The organism is Kosakonia arachidis, assembly GCF_900116535.1.
Classification (GTDB): Bacteria; Pseudomonadota; Gammaproteobacteria; order Enterobacterales; family Enterobacteriaceae; genus Kosakonia; species Kosakonia arachidis.
Window position 1 is genome coordinate 121,876 of record NZ_FPAU01000003.1, and the last position, 12,905, is coordinate 134,780.

Annotated in this window: 8 protein-coding genes and 1 pseudogene; 8 read left to right on the forward strand and 1 reads right to left on the reverse strand. The window is 51.3% G+C overall.

Annotated elements, in window-relative coordinates:
* Nucleotides 1-545: 545 nt before the first annotated feature.
* The 3 genes from crfC (at nt 546) to proP (ending at nt 5,957) form a co-directional block, all read left to right on the forward strand.
* On the forward strand, nt 546-2,900 hold the full coding sequence (gene crfC, locus BM427_RS12145) for a clamp-binding protein CrfC (RefSeq protein WP_090121927.1): 2,355 nt from the start codon (nt 546-548) through the stop codon (nt 2,898-2,900).
* On the forward strand, nt 2,897-3,769 hold the full coding sequence (locus tag BM427_RS12150) for a diguanylate cyclase regulator RdcB family protein (RefSeq protein WP_090121928.1): 873 nt from the start codon (nt 2,897-2,899) through the stop codon (nt 3,767-3,769). Before crfC ends, BM427_RS12150 begins: the two co-directional genes overlap by 4 nt.
* Before the next feature lie 685 nt (nt 3,770-4,454).
* Nucleotides 4,455-5,957: a glycine betaine/L-proline transporter ProP gene (gene proP, locus BM427_RS12155; protein ID WP_090121930.1), complete on the forward strand. Its 1,503-nt coding sequence runs from the start codon at nt 4,455-4,457 to the stop codon at nt 5,955-5,957.
* 66 nt (nt 5,958-6,023) lie between these two features.
* Here the strand turns inward: proP and BM427_RS12160 are convergent, their stop codons facing one another.
* Nucleotides 6,024-6,977 (reverse strand): nickel/cobalt transporter, encoded by a 954-nt coding sequence (locus tag BM427_RS12160; RefSeq protein WP_090122727.1) that lies wholly within the window; start codon nt 6,975-6,977, stop codon nt 6,024-6,026.
* Between the two features lie 565 nt (nt 6,978-7,542).
* Here BM427_RS12160 and BM427_RS12170 point away from each other — a divergent pair.
* From BM427_RS12170 to BM427_RS25745, 5 genes and pseudogenes are all read left to right on the forward strand, one after another.
* Nucleotides 7,543-7,788: a hypothetical protein gene (locus BM427_RS12170; protein WP_090121933.1), complete on the forward strand. Its 246-nt coding sequence runs from the start codon at nt 7,543-7,545 to the stop codon at nt 7,786-7,788.
* Between the two features lie 315 nt (nt 7,789-8,103).
* Complete coding sequence (gene mgtA / locus BM427_RS12175; protein WP_090121935.1) at nt 8,104-10,797, forward strand: magnesium-translocating P-type ATPase; 2,694 nt, start codon at nt 8,104-8,106, stop codon at nt 10,795-10,797.
* A 468-nt stretch (nt 10,798-11,265) separates the two neighbouring features.
* Complete coding sequence (locus BM427_RS12185; RefSeq protein ID WP_244316627.1) at nt 11,266-12,012, forward strand: Na/Pi symporter; 747 nt, start codon at nt 11,266-11,268, stop codon at nt 12,010-12,012.
* A gap of 11 nt (nt 12,013-12,023) precedes the next feature.
* Nucleotides 12,024-12,365 (forward strand): DUF2493 domain-containing protein, encoded by a 342-nt coding sequence (locus BM427_RS12190; protein WP_090121936.1) that lies wholly within the window; start codon nt 12,024-12,026, stop codon nt 12,363-12,365.
* 82 nt (nt 12,366-12,447) lie between these two features.
* Nucleotides 12,448-12,678, forward strand: a pseudogene (locus tag BM427_RS25745) (integrase core domain-containing protein); the annotation flags it as partial.
* Nucleotides 12,679-12,905: the final 227 nt, after the last annotated feature.

Sequence of the window (12,905 nt, forward strand, 5' to 3'; positions counted from 1 at the left end):
CCTGAAAGGCGACGATTATACAGCAAAACCGCATAATTGCCGTTGTTATTGTTTTTCAGTCGTCAGGTTAAAAAAAGCGTGAGCGCTGACATAACCTGTCATTCGCTTAAGTAATGCTTATCGCAGAAAGGCCGGAAGCAAACTTCCTGAGATAATATTTAGAATATTTTATGGCGGAAATTGCCACCATTTCGTAATTCAGATATTGTGGCGTGTAGTATACGGTGCCATTAGATAACTAAACTGTCATGCCTACTACGTCTGTCTCTGCGACAGATAATTTCCTCTCAAATCGGGTGGGTAAATAATGACGATATATCCTGTTTGTTCCTGAAAATGAGCTACGCTCCGACTCTCTGGTCTTTAAAAGCCGGAGGTGTGACGCTGCCATTTTTTGAGAGAAAAATTATCTTTTCCTGAATTTCATCAGGTACTTATCTTTTCGGAGATATTTTCCACACGTAATTATAAAAGCCGAAACTTCACTAATAAAACATTCCGGCTAATTAAAAGTAAGAAAATTTGCGTTAAGGAAAGGCTTTTTCATGCACACACAAACAATTTTTGAATTAAGCCAGGAAGCCGAAAGGTTGTTGCAACTTTCATTGCATAATCTCCAGGCACTGAAAAAAATGCCGGCAGCGACGTTTGATGAGACGAACCTGGTCGGTAAGGTAGATAATGCCAATGTTCTGCCTTTGCATTTCAGCGCTCGCGGCGTAGAGGCGCAACAGGCTACGCTGCATAACGAATTACGGAAAATCACCCGACTGGAGATGGTGCTGGCGATCGTCGGTACCATGAAAGCCGGCAAATCCACTACGATTAATGCGATTGTGGGTACGGAGGTATTACCCAACCGCAACCGTCCGATGACGGCGTTACCAACGCTTATTCGTCATACGCCGGGTCAGAAAGAGCCGATCCTGCATTTCTCTCATGTCGGTCCGATTGACGCGCTTGCGCAACAATTGCAAATCCGGCTGTTCAATTATGACCGGGCAAAGCTGGCGCAGCAGCTTGAAATCGATAAAGACATGGCTGCGCTGTTGGATCGTATTGCGCAAGGCGATGCATTTGATAAGCACTATCTCGGTGCACAACCTATTTTCCAGTGCTTAAAAAGCCTCAACGACCTGGTGCGCCTGTCGAAAGCGCTGGATGTGGATTTTCCCTTCTCTGCCTACGCGACGATTGAACATATCCCGGTGATTGAAGTGGAGTTTGTGCATCTGGCCGGGCTGGATAATCAACTCGGTCAACTTACGTTGCTGGATACCCCTGGGCCAAATGAAGCCGGGCAGCCACATCTGCAAAAAATGCTCAATGACCAATTGGCGCGCGCTTCTGCCGTGCTGGCGGTAATGGATTACACACAGCTCAAATCTATCTCCGATGAAGAAGTCCGCCGCGCGATTTCAGCGGTGGGGCGTTCGGTGCCGTTGTATGCGTTAGTGAATAAATTCGATCAGAAGGATCGGAACAGCGATGACGAAGATCAGGTGCGGGCGCTGATTTCCGGAACGCTAATGAAAGGGAATATCAACCCGACGCAGATCTTCCCGGTCTCTTCCATGTGGGGATATCTGGCTAACCGTGCGCGTCATGAGTTAAAACATCGCGGTCATTTGCCGGATCCGCAGGAGCAGCGCTGGGTACAGGATTTTGCTGAAGCGGCGCTGGGCCGACGCTGGCGCACCGCCGATCTGGATGATATTGAGCATATTCATCACGCGGCAGAGCTGCTGTGGGAAGATTCGCTGTTCGAGAAACCGATCCGTAAGTTACTGCACGCCGCGCATGCCAATGCTTCGCTGTACGCGCTGCGTTCTGCATCACATAAGCTATTGAATTACACCCAGAGCGCGCGCGAATATCTCGATTTTCGCTATCAGGGGCTGACGGTGGCTTACGAGAAACTGGAGCAGAATATTACGCGGCTGGAAGAAGATATGACGCTGCTGCGCACCAGCCAGGCGTCCGTCAGCGACGAGATCGAACATGAAGTCGAAGAGGCACTGGCGGCGGCGGAGATATTTATCCACGGCCAGCAGTTCGAAATTGTTGAGGCCATTGATGCCTGGTTCCATGATGGGCAGATGATGGAGACGCTTGGCGACGGTAAGGCTGATTTGCGCCTTGATGACCGTTATAACCCCGGTCAACTGGTGCTGGAAAACGAAGGCCAGGCGCAAATTGCCCTCAGTAAGATCCGTTCGGCCTGTGAAACCATTCTGCTGGCGGCGCAGGAGCGCATCAGCCGTGAACTGGTACTGCGTTTTGATGAGCTGGAAAACACGCTGACGCGTTCGCTGAACGATGCCATGCGCCCGATTGAAACGCGTATCAAAGAAGAGCTTAACCATGCTGGTTTCCGGGCACGTATCAGTTTTCCTGCCTTCCAGTCCAGTGCGCTCAGCTTTAATACCCGTTCCCTGTTCACCAACGTGATAGCGCCGGAAAATACACCTACCGGGCAGACATCGCGTTCTGGCAGTATGCGGGAAACGGTGTCGCGCTGGTTAAATAGCCCCGGTTGGGGGGGGGATGATGATGTCGATACCTCCACCCGCTACGTGATTGATATTGCTGCGTTGCATGAAAAGTTGATCGGCCATGTGGCTCATTTTTGTGAACAAATTCGTAAAGCTTTGGCAGCGCAGGTCGATGTTTCTGTTACGGCAGGAATGGCGACATTTTTCGCCGAATTCTCGTTAAGTCTTGCGGGATTACAGGAAAGTTTGCGTAGCAGCCTGGCGATACGTCAGCAAAACGAATCATCAGTGCAGATGTTGCGTCAGCATCTACAACAGTGCATCAGGACGGCTAACTGGATCCATGAAGATGCCCGGCTGTTACGCGATGATATACAAACCTTATTCGCAGCAGAGCAGCCATGAAAAATCAACTACTGGATGGCCCCGGACGGGTGCTGGAGTGCATTCATCCAAAATTTATCGTTGATCTGGTACAGGGTGCAGACACTGGGCGCCAGTTGCCGATTGTGCCTCAGCAGCAGTTATTTCGTGAACGCCTGACACAGGAGATCATCGCGCAAACTCAACTGCGACCGTGGGCGATGTCCGGCGTATTACATGAAAACGATACCCTACGTTTAGGGCTGGTGGAGAAGCTGGCGAGCATGCTCGACCCGGGACATCTGGCGCTTACGCGCATTACCCAGCGGCTTACCGCATTGCAGCAGGCGGAACGGCGTCCGGTAAATCCCGGCAGCACAAAACAGTATGAAGAGTTGTTGGGTCACTTCAGCCAGCGTGCTGCCTGGAAAGAGAAAGCGCTGACACAGCGTGGACTGGCGGTACAGGCCGGGCATCACAGCGAACAGGTTTTTGCCCACTGGCGCGCCGGGAACTACAACGGTTGGTCGATGGCCGGGCGCTGTTATGTGGCACTGGAGGAGCTGCGCTGGGGGGCATTCGGCGATGCCTGTCGTCTGGGTAATGAAGATGTGGCGAAGATGCTGAAAGACAATTTGTGCACCATGGCCGCCGATTTTCTGGCACAGGGGATCAATGCCGCTCCGGCAACCCGCCATTTTTATCATCAGTGGCTGGCAACACCTTCCACGCCGGGGCTGATGGATTATAAGGATTTACTCGGTTGGCTTGGCGACTGGTGCGATGCCGAACGCCATCCTGTTTGCTGGTCGGTCACGCAGAGCTGGCAGACAATAGCTCTCGGAATGCCGCGTCTCTGTTCGGCATTACGTATCGCCACGGCAATGGTGGAAGAGATCTTCGGTGAGTAAACGGTGTGTCCTGCAATTGTCTGGCCGGTCGGGCTGGTAATTGCAGGACATAGTGAACAACAAAAAGCCCCGTCAGGGCTTTTTTTTATTGGGATTTATTCCCGGTGAATTTGACCGGCTTTATTCACCATCGACTTTCACAGAATGCGCTAAAAATGGCGGGTAATCTTTGTAAGACATTTCGTAGTTCCGCTTTTTATGTGCATATCATGCTTTCTATGTAGTACTGATTTAATAATATTAAAATCAGATTTTATTTATATTGTTCTTATATTCCTTATAAATATTTGGTGGTGCTATTTCTGTTATTAGAGATGTGATTAGGTTGTGACTGAATAGCGCGGCGAGGACACTAGCAAAGTAATAATCACTGCACTGATAAATCATGGTGTTAGTGCGGATATAAGCAGTGTTGTGCTGTGGAAAAAGGGTGTGAAGGAGATGAAAAGGAGAGGCTGAATCCCAGTGGACAAAACTGTGTGAATTTGATCACACTTTTAAACCCTGTTAGGGTAAATAAGTCATTCACTGCCCAACAGGCGTCAACAGGTTCGGTTGTACGGCGGAAAACCGCCAGTGTAAGTAAACCTGCTACGCTTGAACAGCAAGGCTGAAAAGCTGTAAAAACGCCCGGCAGGGATAAGCGTCGGGTGGTTCAGGGCGCAAGCGAAAGAGGAAAATATGCATGCTAAAAAGGAAAAAAGTTAAACCCATTACATTGCGCGATGTGACCATCATTGACGATGCGAAATTGCGCAAAGCGATTACCGCCGCTTCACTCGGTAATGCGATGGAGTGGTTTGATTTCGGCGTCTACGGCTTTGTCGCCTACGCTCTTGGTAAAGTGTTCTTCCCCGACGCAAACCCCAGCGTACAGATGATTGCTGCACTCGGCACATTCTCCGTTCCGTTCTTGATTCGCCCGCTGGGTGGTCTGTTCTTCGGTATGTTGGGTGATAAGTACGGGCGACAGAAAATCCTCGCCATCACCATTGTTATCATGTCGATCAGTACCTTCTGTATCGGTCTGATCCCCTCCTACGCCACGATAGGCATCTGGGCGCCGATTCTGCTGCTGTTATGTAAGATGGCACAGGGCTTCTCCGTTGGCGGCGAATATACCGGCGCGTCGATCTTTGTTGCTGAATACTCCCCGGACCGTAAACGTGGTTTTATGGGCAGCTGGCTGGACTTTGGTTCGATTGCCGGTTTTGTGTTTGGCGCGGGCGTGGTCGTGCTGCTCTCCACTGTGGTGGGCGAGGATAACTTCCTTGACTGGGGCTGGCGTATTCCGTTCTTCCTGGCGTTGCCGCTCGGCCTTATCGGCCTCTATTTGCGCCAGGCGCTGGAAGAGACCCCGGCGTTCCAGCAGCATGTCGATAAGCTGGAGCAGGGAGATCGTCAGGGGCTGCAAGAAGGGCCGAAAGTCTCGTTCAAAGAGATCGCCACCAAACACTGGCGCGCGCTGTTGACCTGTATTGGTCTGGTGATTTCAACCAATGTCACCTACTACATGCTGCTGACCTATATGCCGAGTTACCTGTCGCATAACCTGCACTACTCGGAAGATCACGGCGTGTTGATCATCATCGCTATCATGATGGGTATGCTGTTTGTCCAGCCGGTGATGGGGCTGCTGAGTGACCGCTTTGGCCGCCGCCCGTTTGTGCTGCTGGGCAGCGTGGCGCTGTTTGCTCTCGCCGTTCCGTGTTTTATTCTCATTAACAGCAATGTGATTGGGTTGATTTTTGCGGGCCTGCTGATGCTGGCGGTGATCCTCAACTGCTTTACTGGCGTAATGGCTTCTACGCTGCCCGCCATGTTCCCGACGCATATTCGTTACAGTGCACTGGCGAGCGCCTTTAACATCTCGATTCTGATTGCCGGTCTGACGCCGACCCTGACGGCCTGGCTGGTAGAAAGCTCAGAAAATCTGTTAATGCCTGCTTACTACCTGATGATTGTAGCGGTGATTGGTTTGATTACCGGCCTGACGATGAAAGAGACAGCGAATCGGCCGCTGAAAGGCGCGACGCCCGCCGCATCGGATATTCAGGAAGCGAAAGAGATCCTGCGTGAGCACCACGACAATATCGAACAGAAAATCGAAGATATCGACGCGGAGATCGCCGAGTTGCAGGTGAAGCGCACACGTCTTGTGGATCAACACCCGCGAATTAACGAGTAAGCGTGACCGCCAGCAAAAAAGACCCGTAAGGGTCTTTTTTGGGCACAGCATGAAGTCAGGTGCTGCTCAACAACCTGCCGCAATAAAATCGCCGTTCGCGCTGACCGGGATCACCGTCAGGAACAGCACCACGGAAAACAGCATCAGCGCTATACCACCGGCAATTTTTAGCACAGGCACCAGCCAGCGCATCTGGCTTGCGTCATCGCCAAAAAAGATGGCTGTCCGGTTGCGCGCATAGCGCACTGCCAGCGATAAGCCAAGGATTGACAGTGCGGTGCCAATCGCCATCGTCATCACCGCTGCAATCCCCCAACTCACGATACCGAGTGCGTTCGAGAACAGTAAAATCATAATTGCCCCGCTGCATGGCCGTGCGCCAATGGCGAGGATCACGCCGAGGCGGGTTTTCCAGTCTCCTTGCATGCTGGCACCGACGCCATGATGGCCACAGCCGCAATTGGCATCATGGTGATGTAGCGGGGAAAAGGCGTTGAATTTTAGTTTGCGTGGCCGCAGGCTTTTCGCGGCATTCCACGCCACATAAGCGCCGAAGCCGCCGATCATTACGGCGCTGACCTTCTCCACGTACCAGCGGCTTTCACTGAGATCGCCGGAGGCGAGGTTAAACCCGATCGCCAGCACAAAGACAAATAGAATGGCGCTGACGCCCTGCATCAGGCTGCCCAGCACCGGGATAATGCGCGCGGCGATCTGGCTTTCGTTATTCGTGCTGAGATAGGTTGTCACAATAAATTTGCCGTGGCCTGGCCCGACAGCATGCAGTACGCCGTAAAAAAACGCGCCGACCAGCAGCCATACTCCCCCGCTATATTGGTGATTATTGAGCTGAAGCAGATACATGACCAGGTAACGGTGCAGGGTGATTTGCGTCGCCAGACACCATTGCAGAAATGCCGCCCAGTGGGCGTGCAGGGTGAACAAAGCCGCTACGGCTACCGCCAGCACGGCGAATGCGAGCGGCCATCGCCAGTCGCGGGTCAGAATTTGCGTGGTCATAGAATTCAGGGGATTATGGATGATTTTCGCAGTATAAGCGGCGAAGATATCCGCCTCCACCCCTACCGCGCGTTTTACTTTTTAAGCAAGGGTGTATGCCAGCGCCCCAGAAGCAACATGAGAAGAGTGTGAAAAATCTGCTGCTGATCGTGTTTACCTTAACCACGTTTGCCACGAATGCTGTACTGCATCGCGCAAAAGCAAAAAACTGCCTTTGGGAACTATTCCATTTCACTAATATCCTAAAATCACCAATTGTTATCCCTGAAAATTAATATTTCTATACAGAGTATAAACGAAAGAATTTAATTTACATTGGTCGATTGACAATAATATTGGCTATGAGTAGATTTCTCATGCCTGAGTTGAGGCCTTTCCTAAACTGACATAAGAGACAAATGGATACTGAATTTAGTCGCTACCCGAATAATGCCTCAGTGGCTGTTCGGGTAAGTAAACATGAAATCGATTGTGATCACTTCTTCGTTTTGGTGTGTCTCTCCGGAGCCTGAGGCTCTTGTGTTGCGCCACCTCGACCAGGGGTATCACGGTCCCGAGGTGTGTTATGAACTTCAAATCTACCTTTTTTCCTGGTGTCAAAGCAGTGACATCAACACTCCGTGTCCGGACGCCTCACGATAGGGTGGTTTCTGCACGTAAAAAAACATCAATGTCAATTTTATCTTCGAAAATCAGTGTGTTGAAAAAACGCATCACGAACTGGCGTGTCAGCCCTGTCACCGGTCAGTTGGAGCGTCGTTGCAGCTTCTCTGACAGCGAAGACCCGCAAAGTAGACCTTTCATTGCCTGATTCAGCCGTTACGCTGCTCAGGGTATCTGCGCGCTATGCCGCTGCCAGTGCCCGAGTGTCACGCTGAATTACATAGCTATTGGGACATGTTTATTTCCTGATGTATTCAAACGGATACAGCAGCAGAAATAATCACGTCCAGATAAAAAATAATAAATTTCTCGCCTGTTTATTTAGAAAAATAAATAGTGGGAAGCTCTGTGCGAAATTAATTAAAAACCGATCGCTTATACGGCATCGAGCTATTTTGGGCCGCCCTTAATCCGGTGTTAACCGTAAAAAAGCTTGCTGCTGTCCGGCGACAGGAGCACCACCATGACAGTACAAACCAAGAACCGTAATAAAAAAAGCATGCATTCTATGCATGCCGTCCAGGAAGCCAAAAATGGCGTCGCTGAGATCCTGGTCAACCTCAACACCACCCGTGAAGGGCTGCAGGAAGCTCAAGCCAATGCCCGGCTGGAGCGGGACGGCATGAACGAAGTCGCTCACGACAAACCGCCTCACGCGCTGATCCAACTGCTGATGGCGCTCAATAACCCGTTTATCTACGTGCTGGGTATTCTGGCAGGGATCAGCTTCTTTACCGATTACTGGTTGCCAACCAGTCACGGCGAGGAAGGTGATCTAACCACCGTTATCATCATCGGCACCATGGTGGCCCTCAGCGGCCTGGTGCGCTTTTGGCAGGAGTACCGCTCGGCGAAGTCTGCTGAAGCGCTGAAAGCAATGGTGCGCACAACCGCAACGGTAGTGCGTCGCGAACACGCGGGGCAAAAAGGTACACCGCGTGAGATCCCGATGCGTGAGCTGGTCGTGGGCGATATCGTGCAGCTCTATGCTGGGGATATGATCCCGGCTGATATTCGTTTGATTGAATCACGCGACCTGTTTATCAGCCAGGCCGTTCTGACCGGTGAAGCGCTGCCGATTGAGAAGTACGATACCCTTGGCGACGTGGCGCAAAAGTCCGCACACGACGAGGCGAGCGAAACCGAAAATCTGCTCGATATCCCTAATATATGCTTTATGGGGACTAACGTGGTCAGCGGCACCGCGCAGGCTGTGGTGGTCGCCACCGGGCCACGGACCTATTTTGGTTCGCTGGCAAAAGCCATTGTCGGTACCCGGGCGAAAACGGCGTTTGACCGCGGCGTTAACAGCGTCAGCTGGTTGCTGATCCGCTTTATGCTGGTAATGGTGCCGGTAGTATTCCTGATTAACGGCGTGCTGAAAGGCGAATGGTGGGATGCCCTGCTGTTTGCTCTGGCGGTCGCCGTCGGCCTGACGCCGGAAATGTTGCCAATGATCGTCAGTGCAAACCTCGCAAAAGGCGCGGTGGCCATGGCAAAACACAAAGTGGTGGTAAAGCGTCTTAACGCTATCCAGAACCTGGGGGCCATGGATGTGTTGTGTACTGACAAAACCGGTACGCTGACGCAGGACAAAATCATCCTTGAACATCATGTCGACACGCACGGTCAGAAAAACGAGTCCGTGCTGGCACTGGCCTGGCTCAATAGCCACCATCAAAGCGGCATCAAGAACCTGATGGATCAGGCGGTAATTTACTTCTCTGAAAATGAACCGGATTTCGTCAAACCTCAGGGTTACGCTAAAGTCGATGAAATGCCGTTCGATTTTGTTCGCCGCCGCCTTTCAATTGTGGTGAAGGACAGCCAAAACAACCACCTGCTGGTGTGCAAAGGCGCAGTAGAAGAGATGATGAGTATCGCCACACACATGGAAGAAAACGGCAGGATTGTGGCGCTGGATAATCAGCGGCGTGACGAGATGCTGACGATGGCGAACGATTACAACAAGGACGGCTTCCGCGTACTTGTTGTGGCCACTCGCGACATACCTGGCGGAGAGGTTAAAAAGCAGTACCGCACCGATGATGAGCACGACCTGATTATCCGTGGTTTCCTCACCTTCCTTGATCCACCGAAGGAGAGCGCAGGCCCGGCTATCGCCGCTCTTATGGATATTGGCGTAGCGGTAAAAGTGCTGACCGGCGACAACGAGATCGTCACCACACGCATTTGCCGCCAGGTGGGTCTGGAGCCGGGTGAACCGGTTCTTGGCACCCAGATTGAGCGATTGAGTGACGCGTCCCTGCAGCAGTTAGTCGAAGGGCGTACCGTGTTTGCCAAGCTGACGCCGCTGCAGAAATCACGTGTGCTGAAAGCGTTGCAGGCCAATGGCCATACCGTCGGCTTCCTCGGCGACGGTATTAACGATGCTCCTGCCTTGCGCGATGCCGATGTGGGCATCTCAGTAGACAGCGGCACCGATATCGCCAAAGAGTCCGCTGACATCATCCTGCTTGAAAAGAGCCTGATGGTACTGGAAGAAGGCGTAATTAAAGGCCGCGAGACCTTTGGCAACATCATGAAGTACCTGAATATGACCGCCAGCTCTAACTTCGGCAACGTATTCTCGGTGCTGGTTGCCAGCGCATTCATCCCGTTTCTGCCCATGCTTGCGATTCAATTGCTGTTGCAAAATCTGATGTACGACATCTCCCAGCTCGCACTGCCGTGGGACAAAACGGATAAAGAGTTCCTTAGCAAGCCTCGCAAGTGGGATGCAAAAAACATCGGACGCTTTATGGTCTGGATTGGCCCGACATCGTCCATTTTCGACATGACCACGTTCGCCCTGATGTGGTTTGTGTTCAGCGCCAACAGCGAACATATGCAGACGCTATTCCAGTCCGGCTGGTTCATTGAAGGGCTGCTGTCGCAGACGCTGGTGGTTCATATGTTGCGCACCCAGAAAATACCGTTTATTCAGAGCAGCGCCGCCTGGCCTGTATTGATGATGACCGGCCTGATTATGGCAATTGGGATTTATGTGCCGTTCTCTCCGCTCGGGCCGTTGGTTGGGCTCCAGGCACTGCCGTGGCAGTACTTCCCATGGCTGGCAGGCACCCTTCTCGCCTACTGCTGCGTGGCTCAGGCAATGAAGACCATTTACATCCGTCGCTTCAAACAGTGGTATTAACTTCGCGGTAAACACAGTAATACGGTGCCGCTTCGGCGGCACCGCTCTGACAGGTAACTCGAGCTGGAAAGCATTATGGAAAAGCGAACCCCCATTATTTTCCTGATTAAAAATAACCCGTGCCTTGCGTGTACGTGCTTTGGCACGGTACGCCAGAGGGAAAATTCGCTATTGGCACACGAAATTATTCCTCATTTTCGCCCGCATCATGAATCGTTTTTCGATCAGGCTACTGTGTTGTGTGGCTGCGCCCGTCCATAAGAGGGGGAATTAATCATGTCCGGAACTGATCTGTTGCTGGCACCATTGCTTTGCTGCTTTGCTGCTTTGCTGCTTTGCTGCTTTGCTGCTTTGGGGCAGCCATATGATCGCTACTGCACTGCAGCGCGGATTTGGCACTCGGCTGCGTAACGGGATGGTGCGCCACCTCACCAACCGCTTCACCGCACTACTCTCGGTACCGGTATTCTGCAAAGCAGCACCGCGGTAAGCATGATGGCCACATCGTTTACCACCGCTGGAACGCTCAGCCTGGCACCCGCGCTCGCGGTGATGCCAGGCGCTAACATTGGCTCCACGCTCGTCGTGCAGTTGATGAGTTTTAACACTGAAATCGTTATTCCGTTGCTTTTATTGATCGGATTTGTGGTCTTTAAGCTGCGCGATCATTCCAACTTTGAGAGTGTGGGCTGTGCGCTCATTGGGCTTGGGCTGATGCTGCTCGCCCTGCATCTGCTTGGCGGGACGTTGGCCGACATTGAGGTTACACCGGTTTTCCATGCTGTAATGCAGGGGCTGCAGGGAGATACCCTTATTGCTCAACTGGTAGCAGTGATCCTGACACTGTTTTGCCACTCCAGCGTAGCGATTGTTTTATTGATAGCTTCCCTCGCCACCACCGGCGCCATGATGCCTGCGACGGCAATCGTGTTGGTGTTTGATGCAAACATAGGCGGTGCGCTACCGCCGGTTCTGAACGCGGGTTCAGGCGTGGCTCGTCGGTTGCCGATTGGCAACCTCATCATTCGCCTGTCTGGATCTGCTCTGGCATTACTGCTGCTGCCGCTACTAACTGATTATGTACAAAAATTAGGGCTAAGCATGCCGCAACTGGTGGTCTGGTTCCCTACAGCGTTTAGTGCCGTGCTCGCGCTGCTGTTTAAAAACAATAACCGCCATGGTGCGTATGGCCTTCTTTTCAATCAAAAAATTTAAGGGAAACAATAGTGAGAGTTTTAATCTGCTCCGGTCGATTTTATGCCGACATCCATACCCTCACTCGTATACTGGATTTATATACCCGTACGCAGACAATAGATGTGCTTATCCATGGAGGTCACCATGCATTGGGCCGTGCCATTGAAACCTGGGCACGAGACAAAGACATTCACATTATCCGCTATCCGGCAAACTGGGCACTGCATGGTAAATATGCGGAAACCCGGCGTAACCTGTTTATGCTTGAAGACAGCCGTCCTGACGTGTTGCTGGCCTTTCCTGGCGGAGAGGACACAGCGGAGTGCATAAAAATGGCACAAAATATTGGAATCCGGGTAATCGAAGTTTAACGTCAGGTCATATATGGGAGATTCCTGATTAATTGTTATCATTTATCACTATTAGTCAGGATAAATTTTTTCTGCCTCAGAACTTGGCAAACCAAAACAGAATGCGTTTATCGAATGTTTTAACTGGAGGTGCCGTACAGAAATTCTGGATTGTTACCTGTTCAAGACGCTGAATGGAGGACAAGAAATTACAGAAGGCTGGCTGACTGAATATAACAGCGAACGGCTCCGTTAATTCCTGAATAACCTGACGCCAGATAAATGCAGGTTGATGGCTGAAAAACCAGCAATCTTAAAGAGTGTATGGGGCTAAAGTGATCTACTTACAGGTTCGCTTATATTTTAGCTCCATCTAAATTAAATGAAGATCTATTAATGAATAATGCCTTAGACTCGCGACCAATCGGCATGGGTTATCTGGGCTCTCAGGATACGTTTTGTAGTGCATCAAAAAATCATGACACAGGAATAACCGATTTCCACATTCCCTCATACAAAATCGGTTATTCAGTGCAGTCCTGGCCAAATCTTTAATTTGAG